Origin of the sequence: Modicisalibacter xianhensis, assembly GCF_900113605.1 — a bacterium.
GTDB classification, from domain to species: Bacteria; Pseudomonadota; Gammaproteobacteria; order Pseudomonadales; family Halomonadaceae; genus Modicisalibacter; species Modicisalibacter xianhensis.
This window is the reverse complement of record NZ_FOPY01000003.1, coordinates 185028-201463: the sequence shown is the minus strand read 5'-3', so window position 1 is coordinate 201463 and position 16436 is coordinate 185028. Positions and strand designations below refer to the sequence as shown.

Genomic DNA, 16436 nt, shown 5'->3' with positions numbered 1-16436 from the left:
CTTTCGGCCAGAAGCGGACATTCAGCGCAGGATTATATAACGCTTGAGTTAGACTGCAACGCACCTAGCCTACCGCTCTTCATAGGTATCCCATGACCTCCCGAACTCTACTAGGTCGCCTGCACAAGAGACCACGGTCAGAAAGCTTCCTTCTTCGTGCCGCTTAAGCCTTGTAAGCCCGGCATAAATCAGCGCAAGTGTTTGCCCGCCAGTCTTCTCTCCCACAAAAATAACAATGGCACGAGATTCCCACCCCTTGAAACTATGGAGGGTCGTCGCCTTTACTCGTGCATCCCCCATATAGAAACCCATTTTGCGTCTGCGCGATTCCTTCTTGTCAGCGCTGTATGTATGCACCGCATTGACGCCTTTGGACCCCAAAGCATTTACAACAGAAGCACCCATCTTCTGGCTGCCCGTTAAAAACGTAATATCAGGGATCGCCAAAATGGCATCGGTAGCGCGCGGCGCCATTTGAAGGATTTCTTCAAGGCATATCTCGACGGCACGTACAGGAGAAGTTTGAACCCATCGCAATGCACACGGGTACAAATCGAGTTCGCCTTGCGGGCCATTGGGCAAGTCGACGGTGTCCGGCGGCAAATATTGACTGGCGAAATCCCTTGCCACTTTCAAAGCAGAAGGCGGCAGCCTGTAGCAAGTTTGTAACTCCGCCCAACGACCACCAGGAAATCCGGCGCCCGTCATAGCCTCATCGGTCCATGAATGAGCGGTTCCGTACACATCCTGCGTGGCGTCCGCGACAAGCAGCATTTCACCGCCATCCCGACATACTTTACGAAGTACATTCCACCACGATGGCAAGAAGTCCTGCCCCTCATCTACCAGAACGGCGTCGTAGCGCTGAACCATCTCATCAGCATCTGAATCAATGCAGCTTCCTACCAATGCAGGTAGGCGAAACCGCAGCACATTGTCTTCGTCTCGTCTTTCTTCTTCGGCACCCCGCCATAGGTCGAGATACTCTTTCTCGTGATCAGAATCCAAACAAACTCGCTTGCACCATGCATGAAAATTCAACCAGGTAACACCCTGCCTCGTGCGACCCTTCGAGTTTGGCCACCTGACAGCAACATCCATCAAATAGTGCAGAAGAGTGATATTGAAGGTAACAACGAGAACTTCTTTTCCTTCACCGAGAAGTTGTGCCGCGCGAGCGCCAAGGATCAAGGATTTTCCAGAGCCCGCTGGACCCTTGATTCGCCTGTAGCCGGACTGGGTTCGAGAAGTCACATATGATCTTTGAGTTGTATCCAACTCGATGGGCTTTCTTTGAGTCGCAGAAAAATCAGGCTCAATCAGCCAATTTCGCATGTCGTCAGCCTGTTCATCGCTCATGAATCTAGAAGTTGACCGGCGACTTTCAGGGAAGACTAGATTAACTTTATTCTCAGCTATGGCTTCAGCACCAGAGACGGGGTTGTACTGAGGCCAACCAAGCATCCCTCGATAATCCAGACAAGGACGCAGAAGTTCGTGGACAGCTGCGGTATTGGCGAATGGGAAAATGATCCCGGCGGTAATCGTGGCAAAACCGGCTTTTCCATCTAATCTAGGGCAATACAGTTCATGTATTTCCTGTTTGTATCTATATATTTTTTCAACCGGATTTTGGTTCTGAACCGAAAACTCCTTCCTGCCGTCACACGCGTATAGCCGAGGAGCTCTGCCGGGCCGTTCCTGTACCCAATAGCGCATCGCGTCGAGATTCCAGTCCTTCACCTCGAAGACGGCGATTCCGACAGCGGGATTCATCAGAACAAAATCTGGACGCAACCCATTAAGGTGGGGCTGAATGTAAATCTCCCACTCTGGCGCAAGCGTCTCATTGAACAAGTCGAATACCATCCGCTCACCTTCAGTGAGTGGCTGTCGCAATCGGTCAAAATGTTCTATTGATGGTGATACAAATCGTCCCATGCCCCCTCCTATCCTTGCAGTCTAACGCGAAGGTTAAGCCGACGGTTGAAAGGCGTTAAGCGGCTTTCAACTGGTCGGCTTGAACGCCTTGTTATCCCGGGTGTAATGCTTGTCAAACTCTTTTATTATGTTGCCGTTGTAGAAATTTTTCACGGCACTTTTTGGGTTTCCGGGGTCCAACAACCTCGTCTTGCAGAATCTCTCATCTGCCTCCAGGGCCTTCCGTATCTTGTGATACTTATCGTTTGCTTTGAAGTCGACGTAACGCTTCCTGAGCCGCTGGGACAACATTCGGTAGTCGAGCGGATAACGTTCTCGGACATCCTCTTCTTCCAGCCGGACCGCCACGGCGTCGGGGGCATTCGAGACGCGCACTTCCACATCACCTTTCCCGGACGTCCTGTGTAGTCGCAAATCGATCCGGACCGCCATGCTGAAATCGTCCGGTTCCTCCTCCTCTCCGCTGGTCTCGGCCTGCTCAAGGTACTGGAGGAGCTTCTTCTCCTGGCTGTTGAGCTGAACTGCGTCGGCCACATGGAAATCCCGGACGAAGGCTATGGGCATCAAGAAAATGTGGTACTTCGTGAAGTCGACGCCGAACCACTGGCGGACGAGGCTCATGTAGTTGGTGAGGCACGCCGTTGCGACTTCTTGCACTCGGAGTTCAAGGACACTCTCCGTGTTGATGAAGTGGATGGAGTTGTCCCGGACCTCGACTAATAACTCTAGGTTTCGGCGTACGACGGAAGGCACAGCATCGGCATATTCGTTCACAAGAAGGTCGAACGCTTTGAACAAACTGATCGATATGTGGTTTCCGGAACGGTTCTTTTTACGATAACGCTGCTTCGATTTCGTGCCGTCGGCGTTCGTGCGTTGCTCATACTCAAGGATAGAGCTTATCCGATTTTCATCCAGCATGAGAATCCGAGCCTTTAGCAGCAGTTCCCAGCTGTTCACGGCAAGGATTGAGAAGGTCTCTTCCCGGTAGGAGAACTGAGGCTTGTTGTAAACTTCAATGGCGGCGAGCATCGCCTGAATTGACTTATCTAACAGTACGCGGGCTCGCGATCGCACGTTGAGTCCTCCTCATGGCTAACAGGTATTAGGTGGCGTGCTCGATATTCCACTTGAATGCGCACGCGCGTTCAATAATGTTATTCTGCACGATTAAACACCTATTAGCTTATTGAAATCCTGTAAATTAAGTATAGCTTGGCAGTATAACACCAATCATCGCGCATGCTGAATAACACTGATAAACATGCTCGCTGCTTTTGCCGGCATGTCGGCTTTGGGTCGAAAGCAGCCTTATACGCTCTGAGCTTAGATCGCCTGTCAGGTGGCCCAATGAATAGGGTCTACTTCACTCCTATCGGCAGCATGTCCCCTTCTTTACCCCTGAGCCTCCCAGGCGCTAACCCACCTAGCGTTCTATGCCGACTGGCCGAATATCTTCTCGACCCTGCCTGCCGTTCATGACGTCTACGAATCGCATACCCTACCCTCCGTGATGGCCGACATTCTGCGTGTTCAGCGCGGTAAACCGCGCGAAGCTCTCTGAACCAAGCCGATCTGGCTCCAAGGGATAACAGTGCCTTTCAAAACCTACCTCGAAGCTTGTTCAGACCGATCAACGAGCACCCCAGCAGCGTGAAGGCATAGTGGATATCGGCACGCCGTTCATAGCTTATTGCCAAGCGCCTCATCCGCCCCAGCCAAGCAAAGGTTCGCTCGACCACCCAGCGATGGCGCCCGAGTCACTGGCCGTCTTCCACTTCTCGACGAGCAATGCAGGACTGGATGCCACGAGCCCGGCATGACCAGCGGCAACGTCGGTGATCGTAAGCTTTATCTGCGTGAAGCTTGCGGGGACGGCAACGAGGACGCCCTGGTCGGCCCGATGAAACTGGCTGAACACTATCGAGCAGAGCCGCCAGAGGCACGCTGTCATGTATGTTGGCTCCCGACAGCAGGATGGCCAACGGGACACCCTGGCGATCCGTCAGCAGGTGGCGTTTGGTGCTCGACCGGCCCCGGTCTGTCAGGTTGGGGCCGATGGCCGAGCCCTCCTTTTTACCGGTATGGACGCGCTATCCATACAGGCCCGCTCCCAATCGAGCTGATCGGCGTGATGGAGATGTTCCAGTAACGTCTGGTGCAGATGCTCCCAGCCCCCCGTCTCCTGCCAGTCACACAAGCGACGCCAGCAGGTGACGTCTGAGCCGCAGCCCATCTCCTGCGGCAGCATCTAACAGGGAATACCCGAGCTCAGCACGAACAGGATGCCTGTCAGGGCGGCGCGGTTGGAGACGAGAGGTCGGCCACCACGCGGCTTGGGTTTCGGCGGTAGCAGCAGCGGCTCGACAACGTGTCAGAATGCATCAGCTACGATCATTTAACCATGCCGAAAAACGAGGAATGGCTGAGCTGCTTTCAAAATAAGATCCTGCGGGCAATACGCCTTATAACATTGATTCGCCATCCATTCCGCAAGGCGGGTCAAAAGTACCATGCCAACCAACTAGGATACGCTCAAACGAGTCTGTAAAGTATCTCGCGCCGCTTGGAATTTTGACTATCCCCCCAGCATAAGCAACAAGCATACCCCCTATTGCTTGACGTTCTATAGCCTCACCCCAAAGATTGCTACTAGGTCGCAGGTCTGGATCGTTCGAGGTTGCCCAGAGTGATTCCTCATCTTGTAGCGCTCGCCGTAAGAGGGCTGCCAAAGCCGTATGCCCCTTCTCCTGCGAAATATCTGCAGCTAATTTTCCGTTATGGGTCTGCCCTCCAACAGAAGCCCCTAACCGAATCAATTCCCGACAGGCTTCCTCATGTCCGAAATAAGCTGCTTGATGCAGGAATGTCCAACCAGAATGTTCTTTTTGATAGCGGCTACACCGGTTTGCGATAAATGGTATATCTCTCCACTCAGAAAAGACTCGCCCCCAGTCACCAATTTTCGCTTGCTCGTAAACTTTCTCGATGTAGGCCTGAAGCTCGCTCACAGTATTTCCTATTAAAAATTAATCAGCATAACCATGCTTTTTTACATCGCAATTATACTGCAGTCTCGTTTAACCGAGCGTCTACGAAACGCCTTGGGCGATATAAAGTCAATAACAGCTTGTTGGCCCTTGCGCGACCTTCCACCTCATGATTCACACCTGACGAGTGGGTCACTGTCAAAGCCCTCGGTATGGTATTGCAGCTTGCCCTGAGTGCTCTTCTCGAACTGGTAATCGATATCCTCACTTCCATCGGGGAAATGACAGCTGAACGTCGCATGCAGTGTGGTTTCGCCAGACGCGAGGATCGTCTTCAGATCGCAGGGCTGTTCATACCCCATGATGGACGCCTCTCGGATGATCAGGCCCGTGTCCGGCATCCCGAACGTCAGCGCCTTGGAACAAGACTCCTGTTTTTCCCAGAATCCCAGGAACTGTTCGGGTATGCCTGACGCCCATCCAACAGGCGCCATGCCCATCATGGCCATGATCGCCGCCACTTCCAAGACTGTCTTCCTGCTCACTGAGATCTCCTTTCTACTTCCTTACCAAGCTCAACGAAGCCAAGCCGTGAGTTCAGGTCTTACCGCTGAAGGTCTTCAGGCCCAACGTGGCCCGGGTGGCTCCGACGTACCAGAGGTCCTCACGGGCAGCGAAGTCACTGGTATCCATGTCGACCAGAAACACGAAGGGCGCCTGCAGGCCCTTGAAGCTGCGAATGCTGCTGTAGCGGAACTGCCCCTTCGGAAAAGCTTTCTTGAAGGCTTGGATGCCTTGGCTCTCTTCAGGTGCATGAGGGCTGAGAATAGCGAGCTGTTCCGGCATCACCCCGTTCTCCTTGAGGGTCGCCCAGGCACGCTTGAGCTGTGCCTCCTGCTCTTCAGCCATGGTCCAGGCAAATTCCTCGACCTGATAGCCACTGCTGGGCTGGGTGTCTGCCGGCGGATTGGCAAACTCAAAGCGACGCATCAGCCAGTCAATGATTTCCCTGGCATTGCGACAGTTCCAGGTCAGGGGAAAGTAATAGGGCACCATGTCCGAGAAGGCGTCCGTCGGAATCTCGAATTCACGACCGAACAAATTCTGGGCGGGATCCGCGAATAGCGCCACGAGGGCATCCTGCTTAAGGAAGTCGTGCAGGGCCAGCCACCAGATGGGCTCGAAATCCTGCGCTTCATCCACGATCAGCGCATCATAGCGATCCTCGATGACACCCGCGGCCTCGATCATCTGGTCAGGCACCGCCTGCTCGTAAAACCGAGCCCGCTCCTGCAGTGTTTCAGGAACCCGCCATTGCCCCCCTGCCTGCGTTACCAAGTTACGCGCGGCACTGTGAAAGGTCCTGATTTCCAGCCCTTCCAAAGGCTCGGGGTGGATTTCTGCCACATGGTGGCGAAGATGCGCCGCGAGCGCCTCCGTGTAGCACAGCATCAGCACCCGTTTGCCGGCCTGGGCCAGTTCCAGAGCCTTCTGACGGGCAAGGATCGATTTACCGGTGCCTGCCCCGCCCACGATCACCATCCTCGGAATGTGGTGCAGCAGTTCCAGAGCCCAGAGCTGTTGGGAGGTCAACTGTACCAGGCGCTTCTCGACACGCTCGATCGTGGCATTGATGTCCACCGTGAGGTGGAAGGTGGGATTGAGCACCTTTTCCATCAGCCAGGTCTGTTCCATGCTGGAAACAGGCAGCCGTTCCTGGTGAGGCCAACGCCGGAAATGCACCATCAGGCTATCGGCCGTCAATGACTGCAGTGCGGTGAAGTCGATCACATAGCGCCGCTCGAGCCCCATGGGCAGGGTCACTTGCTCCAGCGTGACATCGGGAAACACGACATTGCGCCCTATGGGCACGGAGAACGACTCGCCCAGTTCCTTTCGGATCTTCCGCAGCAGCGCCCCTTGGATCGTGTCCGCCTGCTTGACCGGGTCCTTGATCTGATGCTTGCCCTGGCGATTCCGGGAATACCACACCCCATTTTCATAACTGACCCCGCCACCCTTGACCTCCCAGACCAGCAGGCCATGGCGGGGATGGAAGAGAATGAAATCGGCTTCACTTCGGATGTCCCCGCGCTGGCGTTCGATCACCATCGGCATGCTGAAATACACTTGCAGCCCCGGAAACTCGAGGGCATGCAGGACTTCCAGCACCCGGCGCTCGCTATCCGGCAGGCTCTGCAGATCGATAGATTCCAGTGAGGGAATGATTTCCGCCATTCAACGGCTCCTTGTCTTCCATGGCAACCACGGGGAGTCGAGGCTCCCCTCAGGCTCGCTCACGTGTCTCGGTCGCTTCGAAATATCGTTATCCGCTCCGGGGATCGGTGGCGATCAAAATCCCGGATACTTACGCCAGATGCGCTCGTACTCCGCTTCGTTGCTGACGGCATCGTCGATATCCCAGTTGGGAAAGCTCAGCAGATCCTCGGCCACCTCGGCAATGACATCACGTAGCTCCAGCGGCTCCAGCCATCGCGCCGGTATGCTGCGCTCCCCTAGCCAGGCCCCCAACAGGTTGCCGGCCATCGCTCCGGTCGAGTCCGAGTCGCCGTCGTGATTGACCGCCAGGATGATTCCCTCCTGGAAACTCTCGGCCACCAGGGCGCAGTAGAGTGCAATGGCCAGCGCCTCCTCGGCGATCCAGCCCTGGCCGAGCTGGGCAATCGCCTCGGCATGTGGTGTCCTGGTGCCCGCCAAGGTCTCGGCCTGCACGATGGCACGTAGCGTCTCCTCATGACGAGGTTCCTGGCGCAGGCAGGCCTTCGCGACCTCTAGGGCCTCTGTCAGGGTCGCGCCCTCGGTCAGGCTCAGGACGAGGACGGCCAGGGCTCCCGCCGTCAGTTGTCCCGCGGGATGGCCATGGGTCAGTGCCGCCAGTTCGGCACCCAATCGAAACACGTCTTCCGGGGCTTGGTCCTGTCGGAAATGCCACCCAAACAGGCCGACCGGCGCAACGCGCATGACCCCACCGCAGCCCTTGCTGTTGTTGCGCGCCGGCTCGCCCAATGCCGGCATCTCGCGCAGGGCTGCCAGGCAGGTATTCCCCGGGGCACGCCGATGCTGTAGTTCGTGCTGGCCATCCAGCCAGCCGGGGTCAGCCTCGGGAAATTGCAGCACCGATGACTCCCCTTGGGTATGCAACCAGCGCAGGTAGGCATGCGCCGTGATACCCGGGTACGCGGTAATGCCTCGAATACAGCCCCGCACCCAGCTTCGCAGCAATCCATCGGCGGTGAACAGCGTCATCTGGGTATCGTCGGTGATCCGGCCCAGTCCGCCGTAGATCGGTGCATAGTCGGTAATCCCTTCCGAGCCGAAGCGCTCAAGTATCTCCGCCCGCGACAGGAATTCGACCGAGGCGCCCAGGGCATCGCCGACGGCGCCCCCGAGGAGACAGCCTCGAAAGCGCCCTCTTGTCTCGTCGACATTACGTTCGTTGATCATGGTTCCCTGCACTGTCTGATCGTTGTTTTCCAAGGCGCGAACTGCGCCTTCCTATGCCGGTTACTCGTCCCTCGCCCGTACCGACTGGCGAATCAGATAAAAGAGTCCCGATTCCAGAGTAGCCACGTTATACGGCAGCCCCTGCCTGGCCCGAAACTCATGGAGGCAGCGAAGCAAGAGCGCATAGCCTGCGGGGTTCATGGCAAACCCCAGCCCTTGGCTGATCACCTCATCAAGCACGGCATAGCGCTGCGGATCCAGCATCCGCAGGTGCTTGCTGGCGAAGGAGACATTCAAGCCCTTGATGGCCACGCCCGGCGCAATGGCGCGGGCTGCGTCGTCGGTCGCTGTCGCGATTGCCAGCCAGTCGTTCAGGGCCTGCTCTAGATCGGGTAACCGGTAATGCCGAGTCAGGTTGCCCCAGACTCGCAGCCCCTTGCCCCATTTGCAGACCGCCTGGCTGAAATCCAGCGAGGTCATCCCCGGGTTGCCCGTCAGAAAGGTCTCGCCGATCTCTTCGAGATGGCGCGTTCCCTCGAATTCCTGCTGGGCGAGTTCAATAGCACTGTCGAGTGCCGATCGGGTGGACTCCAGACCATAAAAATCCAGGCTTTCCGCACCGGGTTGTTGGGTAGTGGGATCGAAATCCTCGACGGTACGCATCACCCCATCCGCACAGAGGAACGGCCAGGGATGATTGGTTTCCATGCCTAGCGCATAGGCATCACAGATGGGGCAGATCTCGATCCATTGGGTGGCCGCAATGTTGCCAAACGCATGATTGGCCCGCGTGAAGGCCAGCGCCTGCTTGAGCGTTCTGCCATGAATCCTTGCCAGGTCGGTTTGGCAGTCGTGACGGTACCTGTCCATGCTCATGTCACCGATTGTGGTTATGTTGTTCAAGTATCCCGCCCTTTGCTCAACAAAGCGGGCACGGCCCATATGGCGGCGTACGACGATAACAAGAGGTTCCCAGTTAGTCTGTTACCCAAACAAAGCGGTCTTTGGATAGTTCACGCTCACCATCCCAGCGGTAGGCGCACAGCTTGCCCTCGCTTGTGCTCTCGGTATGTCCGGCCGCGATACTGTAGTCCAGGCAGGCGATGTAACGGTTGAGCGGTGCCGGCTCGCTGGTCAGCCAGTAATGGCCGACAAATAACGGCTTGTCGCCAGCGTAGCCAGGCAGGATATCCTCCGGCACCGGGTCATGGGGGATAGCCTCGATCTGATCGGCCGGCACCATGGCCAGGTCGCGGTAGGTCAGACGCTCCAGCTCCCACCAGCGCGTCCGAATGTGGTGGCGCGCATTGCCGTCCTTGTCGAAGAACTCGGCCCCGGCGGGTAGCGGCACCTCCAGCCCCTTGACCGCCGTTTCCAGCGCGTCATAGCCCGCGGAGCCCTTGCGGCATAGCTCGGGCCAGGCACCCTCCAGGATGCGTTGCTGAGCATCCGTGTAATCCCTGAGGACTCGCAGCGACGGCGGATGCCAGCAGGCGTGAATGACCCGCAGCCCCTCGAGCTCCAGCGACAAGGGGAGCGTCTTGAACCAGGCGATATGTGCCTGATGAAGCGCACTGCCCTCCTCGACCTGGTCGAGATACGCCTGGTGCTGGTTGCGATTCTTCTCACTGTGGGCCCGCAGAAATTCTTGGGAATTTTTCGGGTCCGGTGTCGCCCAGGCCACGGCATTGAACTCATGATTGCCCATCACCGCCAGAGCCTGCCCCGCCTCGACCATGGCCCGTGCGATACGTACGGTCTCTACCTGTTCCGGTCCGCGATCGACAAAATCACCCAAGAAAATCACCTGCCTGTCAGGGTGCTGCCAGACGCCCTCCCGCTCCGTATAGCCCAGTTTGCTCAACAAGTGCTTCAGCGGGGTTGCGTAGCCATGTATGTCGCCAATCAGATCGTACATACTCCCTCCATGGTTAATGATTCTTAGGCCCATCCTCGCTGTTTGCCCCCGGGCTTACAATGCTGGAGCCGTCCCCCCTGGTCCCTCCGTTTCGACCCAGGAAGATCCAGCGATCAGTGTCGAAGTAGAGACGGTACCCTTCAATCTCGCCCCAGATTGGCAGCTTGCCACCGGTCTTGGCCATATGCTTGCGCACCAGCCGCTTGGCTAGGCGTACCTGTGCCCTTCTTGGCATCTGCCAGGCGTCCTTGGGTAGCGGAAGCTGTCGCTTGCCTGCAGCCATGGCACGGCTGAAACCGCCGAGACGAGTTGACTTGTCGATCACCTCCACACTCAGCCACGGCTTGTACGCTTCACGCTCTGCAAATTCGAAGGTATCGCGTTGGATGATCAGTGCCTCACACGCCTGCGCCAGTTCAAGTGACCTGCCGAGTGCTCTAAGAAAATCACGACTGCTATAGACGAAGTCGTACTCTGCTGTGGTCAGCCCGAGCTTGGGGTCTGCAAGCACCCTGACCAGCCTGTCCCGCTGGGCCTGCCGTGGCCGTGTATAGCCCATCTGCTGAAGCAGGTCGTCTGGCTCCCAGCGGCTTGCCTGCTGCTCCAAACGCTTTCTTAGCTCCATGATGCTCAACCTCCCCCACGTTCCAGCCTGGTGCGGAGTGCCGCTTGTGCCTCCTCAAGCCTGGCCGTGGCCAGCAAGTCACTACCAAACCCATCACAAAGCGCTTGTCGCAGCGCCACATGCACCGGTTCCCCTTCCGCGAGCCATTCAACCAGGGCAGCGGCCACACTGTCATACTCATCGTAACAGGCGTTTTCTCGGCAGCAGGTACCCATGGGATCCGTCTCGTACAGCAGCCGAGAGACAAATTCCACTGCCGGTATTCTTGAGTTCATGAGGCCTCCTGGTCAGAGTGCTTCAATTTGAAAAAGCGGTAAGTTCGACCGGTCACCTGGAGGTCATAGTCGAATCGCTGCGCAAGATGGCGTGCGGTACGCTCGTAGATCCAGCGCCTGCGTTCGCTTTGCAGGGTAAAGGTGAAAGCCTTTGGCCGTGCCCCTCCCAGCCAGCACATCGTACGCTTCAGGACTTCCCGATAGACCCTAAGCGGGTAGCGGGAGACACCGATATCCTCAGTGATGTTCGGCTCGATATCCCAGTCATCCACGGAATCGAGCGGATCATAGGTCCATGATTGGTATACGGAGTTAGCCCCCCCGACGATGGCAAAGGTAATCTCGTTACGGTGACTGACACGTACTTCGTACACCAGGTGATCGATGGTAAAGCGCTCTCTCATGGTTGAGCCTCCTGCCTTGCGCCGCCATACCACGAGCCTAGTTCCTCCATGCGACAAGCCGTGTCGCTTATTGAAGCTTTCTGTATATTACTCTTTTCTTACGCGATGCGACGCACCTTGTCGCTTGCCGAGCGGATCCTGCTGAACATCACCGGGGCAGGGAGAGGCCAAATGGCAAGCACCAACGTCGTAGAGATTTTCAAGGGAGATGCAGCGACCGCCGTACAACGGCGAACTGACGCTGTGAATCTATGGGAAGCTGACCGGCAGAGATGGAAAATACAGCACCCAGCCACGGCCTGGCTGGCAGAAGGGATGCCCATTGAGCAGACATTCGAAGTGGCCACGGCTATCAGTGATGGCTCGCGGCTCCTGGTGAATCCCACCTGGAATGCCGGTCTTGATGAGGCCACACGCCGCTTTGTGCAGGCCCATCTGCTGTGGCATGTGGCGGCAGGTCATTTGCGTCGTCCGCCAACGCCTGGCACGGACCTTCACCGCTGGCACCTGGCCTGCGATCATGAGGCCAATGCGGTTCTGCTCATGCTGGGGATGTCCCTGCCAGCACAGGCTGTGCTGTTCCCCGCGTGCATCGGCAAGCCATTGCCAGATGTGTACGCCTGGCTGGGCGACAGCCCACTCCTCGCGAGTGAGCGGAGCATGGATGGTCCTCCCTGGCTCGCAGCCCTCCACGAGGTAACGCATACGCGTATCTGGCGAGAACGCGTCCATGCGCTGATAAAGCAGTTCCTGGGCACGCCGCATCTGCCCGTACCGGTAGTAGCTTGGCTACTAGGATGCTGGTGAGTTGGTCGGCGCGCCGTTACGCTGCCCTCATTTTGGTCACCTATTAATGGAGCGTTCATGTCAGAGATTCGTGAGACCCTGTTTCGCTACTTGGCCCTGCTGCAACTGATCCCACGCAGCCCCGGGCGGATCTCGACACCGGTGCTTCTGGAGAAGCTTCATGAGCGGGGGTTCAAGGTGGATAACCGCTCGCTGCAACGCGACCTCCGCGACAAGCTCGCACTGCACTTCCCCCTAAGCTGCGACGACAGCCAGAAGCCCTATCGCTGGTACTTCGACCGTGATTTTCACTGCAGCCTGCCGGCCCTTGATGTACCCAGCGCCTTGACCCTGGTGCTTGCCGAAGAGTATCTCAAGGGTCTTCTCCCCCCGGTAGTGATCGGCCAGCTTGCCCCACAGTTTTCCGATGCCAGACGATTGCTGAATGAAATGGAACATAATGGGCTGAGCCAATGGGCCAGGCGTGTGCGGGCGATCCCCAACGGCAAGGCTCTGCTTCCTGCCCATCTCGAAGAAGCTACCTGGCAAACCGTGGCCCAGGCGCTACTCGAACAGAGGGCTCTTGACGTGATTTACCTATCCCGCAGCCGTGAGAAACGCAAGTCGTTCACACTGCATCCGCAGGGCCTGGTAAGTCGCCACAGCGTGACCTACCTGCTGGCCACCGTGAACGACTATTCAGATATTCGTCAGTTCGCTCTGCAACGTATCGAAACCGTCACCTTCAGCGATGGCCTTTGGCGAGCGTCCGTGGGCTTTGACCTGGACGACTACATAAGTAGCGGTGCCTTCGGCTATCCGCAGGGCACCGAGGATATCCGATTGGTCGCCCATGTCGAGCCACAGGTGGCCTGGCTATTGTCAGAGACACCGTTGGCTGTCACGCAAACCCTGACGCCACTTCAGGGCAGCGACTGGCAGCGGCTAGAAGCCGAGGTACCGGATGACCAGCAGACGCTCTGGTGGCTGAGAGGCATGGGGGCCAGCGTAGACGTCATCGAACCCCAGGGATGGCGTGACGACATACGACACAATGCCGAGGCTATCCTGGCGCGCCTCAACAGAGACAGGGTACCCGCCGATGCCTAAGCAGTCGGAGCAGGCGGCCTTCGGCTTGCCCATGCCCTGTGAAGTGGCCGATTCGCACTGTCTGACAATCGACATCACCGAATACTTGCACTATCCGCTTCAGCTCCAGGTGCAAGGGTGGCATGGGCCCCAGCCGTTCGCATGGCGCAGTTTCAGCCACGGCGAACCGCTGGCAAAAGGCGCCTTTCTTGAAGCGCCCGGTATTCCGCTACCCGGCTCGCTGTACCGGGACGTTCCTCACACGGTGGCGACCGTCGGCAGTATGGCGCTCCTCTGGCGCTACGCATTGCTACAAGCTTGTGCGCGCATTCCAGCAGCACTCGAGCTGGCCAGTGATAACCCACTGTTGTTGATACTCCTGGTGGAATATGCCCAGCGCATGGGCTGGAGCGAACGGCAGCTACCCGCATGCCTGGCATTCAGGCGTTCTGTCATTCTGGCGGCCATCGGCCTGCCTGGCTCTGCCTCGCTGGCTCGATTGCTACGCCGCATGGCACTGATGCCTGTCACATCCCCTTTTCTAACCATTATCCGCGAGTGCCTTCAGCAACCCGAGACGATAAAGCTGCTGCGTCATCCCACCTTCTGGCATGTCATTCCCCGAAACCCTAAGCTGGCTTAATTAGCATAGTAGCCATGCTTGGAATTTGCCTGAATGGCTACGGTATAACTCTTGCCCGAGTACAGCTCAACTGTATCGCCAGGTTGGGCTAACGGATGAGGGTTATTACAGGTCTCACCTCGAACGTGTCAGTTGAAGCTATGGCCAACGCTGGCCATTCAAGGCCCCTCACAAGGAAAAGCTATGCCACTACAGAATCGAGTTAATCCCTTTGGCAACTTGCATGCAGTACAAGCTCGAGGGACCTTGCTGGGCAATCGTGGTCGGCTGCACGATGCGGACAAGACTATTGTCCGTGCATGGAAAACCAAGGCTTGGGTGACGTGCTCGCTCGAATATGTCGACATCCAGCGCACCATCTTCTCCCCCGACTCCTATTCCGAGCTGTTCTTCCTTGATGAGGCCACGGCCTTTGCGGCGGGACATCGCCCCTGTGGTTCCTGCCGTAACAGGCGCTACAGAGAATTCAAGGTGAAGTGGCTCGCTGCCAACCCAGGGTTAGTGACAGGAGAAAATCCTTCGATCGCAGCAATCGATAGAGTGCTTCATGCCGAGCGGACCGCTCAGAGCGGGGATAAGGTCACGTTTAAAGCCGCCATTGAGACCCTGCCGTTCGGGACGATCATCGAACAGGATGGGGCCACCTTTTTGGTAGGAGAAGAAGAGCTGCTTCCCTGGTCCTTCTACGGCTACAGCCAGCCACCAGCGTTGCTGCCTGAGGATGGCACAAGTGTTACCGTACTCACTCCTGCTTCGATTGTTCGGTTATTCCAACAGGGATTCCGGCCAGAGATACATGAAACGGCAAGTTCAGCGTCAAGCTTACACACCATGTGATGCTGATCAAATTGAGGGAAATGGCTCAAAGGAAATGCCTGGGTTGTCCAAAGGATTCCCATCAAGGCCGGGGCAAGCCAAAATCAAAGTATGGGCTGAAATATGGGCCGGCGTTTTATAGACATAAAAAAAGCCGCTGGAATCAGCGGCTTATTCATATTCTTTGGCGGAGAGGGAGGGATTCGAACCCTCGAAGCCTTTCGACTTACACACTTTCCAGGCGTGCTCCTTCGACCACTCGGACACCTCTCCACATTGTGGTTCTTGCGCTGCGCTCGGCATCTCTCAAGAACGGCGCAAATGGTAGCGAGCTAAGCCCGCGATTGCAAGCCATTTTTTGGCTCAACCCGTGGATATTGCTGGCAGGACCGCGTAGTCACCCTCGGCTTCCAGGCACAGCACATCATCCAAATAAAGCTGCTGAACCAAGGCCAACCGTCCCTTGCCGGCGCTCGCCAGACGGGCTTGCAGTTGTTCAGGGCCGTCAACCTGACACGGCCGGCACTCCAGACGATAGTCGCCGGTCACCGGGGCGAGAAACCGTTGACTGGCCTGGGCGACAACCACATCCTGCTCTCGTAGACGTGCCCGCAGCCAAAGCGCGGTCCAGCACCAGCCGATCAGCGTAGTCTGCGCTGTCAGGGAGCCGCCGAAGCCGGTGCCCTTGTCATTGAGGTTGGGCGAAAGCGCCAGATCCCAGACCAGCGAGTCGCCTTGCCAGTACATGCGCTTGATACCCAGATGACCGACCAGAGGAATCGCCTCGCCCAGCCACTGCTGGAATGTCTCGAGGCTTTCTCCCTGCCCTGCCCCACCAGGCTGAGCGCTGGGTAGCGGCAGACGCGGAAAAGGCACACCGTGATGGCGCATGGCGAGCCTCAGTTCCAGCGCTCGACGAAATCGCTCGGATCGCGCTTGGGAAGGGGCTTGCGACGCCCTCCCGGCTGGCCCAGGTAGAGGAATCCGACAATCTGGTCGTGCTCACCCAGTCCAAGCCCCTGCCGAACCGTCTCGTCGAAGGCGAAGGTACCTGTGCGCCACATCGCTCCCAAGCCCAGGGCTTGTGCGGCAAGCAGAATGCCATGAGCAGCACATCCTGCCGAGATCACCTGTTCGATGGGCGGCACCTTGGGAAGTTCGGGCGTCACCTTGGCAATCACGGCCATGATCATCGGCGCCCGCTTGGGCTTCTTGCGAATCGAATCCAGTTTCCCCTCATCGATAGTCGGGTTGGCCTTGCGCTCGCCTTCGGCAAACAGGTCACCCAGGCGGTCGATGCCATCACCGCTGAACTCGATAAAGCGCCACGGGGTCAGCTCCTTGTGATCGGGCGCTCTGAGTGCCGCGCGGTACATGGCATCCAACTGCTCGCGACTGGGCGCGGGTCCCATCAGTTTGCCCATAGAATTTCTTTCGTGCAGGAGTGTCATTGCATCCACGGCATGCCCCTTCAAACGAGAAAA

At 57.3% G+C, this 16436-nt stretch carries 17 protein-coding genes, 1 tRNA gene and 1 pseudogene; 4 read left to right on the top strand and 15 right to left on the bottom strand.

The features are described from left to right. Positions 1-69: 69 nt before the first annotated feature. From BM194_RS04390 to BM194_RS04335, 12 genes and pseudogenes are all read right to left on the bottom strand, one after another. Positions 70-1941, bottom strand: coding sequence for a UvrD-helicase domain-containing protein (locus tag BM194_RS04390; RefSeq protein ID WP_092844092.1), 1872 nt, complete (start codon positions 1939-1941; stop codon positions 70-72). 66 nt (positions 1942-2007) lie between these two features. Then, positions 2008-3018 (bottom strand): DUF3644 domain-containing protein, encoded by a 1011-nt coding sequence (locus BM194_RS04385; protein WP_092844090.1) that lies wholly within the window; start codon positions 3016-3018, stop codon positions 2008-2010. A gap of 524 nt (positions 3019-3542) precedes the next feature. Then, positions 3543-4300: pseudogene (locus BM194_RS04380) on the bottom strand (IS5 family transposase). Positions 4301-4406: 106 nt separating this feature from the next. Continuing rightward, positions 4407-4952 carry an ankyrin repeat domain-containing protein gene (locus tag BM194_RS04375; RefSeq protein ID WP_092844088.1) on the bottom strand — a complete coding sequence of 182 codons (546 nt, stop codon included), beginning with the start codon at positions 4950-4952 and terminating at the stop codon, positions 4407-4409. Positions 4953-5098: 146 nt separating this feature from the next. Next, positions 5099-5476, bottom strand: a complete 378-nt coding sequence (locus BM194_RS04370) for a hypothetical protein (RefSeq protein ID WP_092844086.1) — start codon at positions 5474-5476, stop codon at positions 5099-5101. Positions 5477-5528: 52 nt separating this feature from the next. Continuing rightward, positions 5529-7169, bottom strand: a complete 1641-nt coding sequence (locus BM194_RS04365) for a UvrD-helicase domain-containing protein (protein ID WP_092844084.1) — start codon at positions 7167-7169, stop codon at positions 5529-5531. A 114-nt stretch (positions 7170-7283) separates the two neighbouring features. After that, on the bottom strand, positions 7284-8396 hold the full coding sequence (locus tag BM194_RS04360; protein WP_092844328.1) for an ADP-ribosylglycohydrolase family protein: 1113 nt from the start codon (positions 8394-8396) through the stop codon (positions 7284-7286). 60 nt (positions 8397-8456) lie between these two features. Then, positions 8457-9266 (bottom strand): hypothetical protein, encoded by an 810-nt coding sequence (locus tag BM194_RS04355; RefSeq protein ID WP_143097569.1) that lies wholly within the window; start codon positions 9264-9266, stop codon positions 8457-8459. Positions 9267-9372: 106 nt separating this feature from the next. Then, positions 9373-10314 (bottom strand): metallophosphoesterase, encoded by a 942-nt coding sequence (locus tag BM194_RS04350; RefSeq protein WP_092844081.1) that lies wholly within the window; start codon positions 10312-10314, stop codon positions 9373-9375. Between the two features lie 13 nt (positions 10315-10327). Next, a complete protein-coding gene (locus BM194_RS04345) occupies positions 10328-10939 on the bottom strand; it encodes a hypothetical protein (protein ID WP_092844079.1) in 612 nt (203 codons plus the stop codon). Between the two features lie 5 nt (positions 10940-10944). Beyond that, positions 10945-11214, bottom strand: coding sequence for a hypothetical protein (locus tag BM194_RS04340; protein WP_092844077.1), 270 nt, complete (start codon positions 11212-11214; stop codon positions 10945-10947). Further along, positions 11211-11618 (bottom strand): hypothetical protein, encoded by a 408-nt coding sequence (locus BM194_RS04335; RefSeq protein WP_092844075.1) that lies wholly within the window; start codon positions 11616-11618, stop codon positions 11211-11213. The genes BM194_RS04340 and BM194_RS04335 overlap by 4 nt, the downstream gene beginning before the upstream one ends. A gap of 48 nt (positions 11619-11666) precedes the next feature. Between BM194_RS04335 and BM194_RS04330 the strand changes: the two genes are divergently transcribed. From BM194_RS04330 to BM194_RS04315, 4 genes are all read left to right on the top strand, one after another. After that, positions 11667-12425: a DUF2201 family putative metallopeptidase gene (locus BM194_RS04330; protein ID WP_092844073.1), complete on the top strand. Its 759-nt coding sequence runs from the start codon at positions 11667-11669 to the stop codon at positions 12423-12425. Between the two features lie 57 nt (positions 12426-12482). Beyond that, positions 12483-13514, top strand: a complete 1032-nt coding sequence (locus BM194_RS04325) for a helix-turn-helix transcriptional regulator (protein ID WP_092844071.1) — start codon at positions 12483-12485, stop codon at positions 13512-13514. After that, positions 13507-14136 carry a hypothetical protein gene (locus BM194_RS04320; RefSeq protein ID WP_092844069.1) on the top strand — a complete coding sequence of 210 codons (630 nt, stop codon included), beginning with the start codon at positions 13507-13509 and terminating at the stop codon, positions 14134-14136. The genes BM194_RS04325 and BM194_RS04320 overlap by 8 nt, the downstream gene beginning before the upstream one ends. Positions 14137-14319: 183 nt before the next feature. After that, the gene (locus tag BM194_RS04315; RefSeq protein WP_092844067.1) at positions 14320-14973 is read left to right on the top strand and encodes a hypothetical protein; all 654 of its coding nucleotides are present in this window, start codon (positions 14320-14322) and stop codon (positions 14971-14973) included. Between the two features lie 164 nt (positions 14974-15137). On the opposite strand, the gene BM194_RS04310 is transcribed toward BM194_RS04315, so the two are convergent. The 3 genes from BM194_RS04310 to BM194_RS04300 all read right to left on the bottom strand — a co-directional run bounded on the left by BM194_RS04310 (position 15138) and on the right by BM194_RS04300 (position 16412). Further along, a tRNA-Ser gene (locus BM194_RS04310) sits at positions 15138-15225 on the bottom strand. A gap of 90 nt (positions 15226-15315) precedes the next feature. Next, on the bottom strand, positions 15316-15843 hold the full coding sequence (locus BM194_RS04305; RefSeq protein ID WP_092844065.1) for a YiiD C-terminal domain-containing protein: 528 nt from the start codon (positions 15841-15843) through the stop codon (positions 15316-15318). Between the two features lie 8 nt (positions 15844-15851). After that, positions 15852-16412: a nitroreductase family protein gene (locus tag BM194_RS04300; protein ID WP_092844326.1), complete on the bottom strand. Its 561-nt coding sequence runs from the start codon at positions 16410-16412 to the stop codon at positions 15852-15854. Positions 16413-16436: the final 24 nt, after the last annotated feature.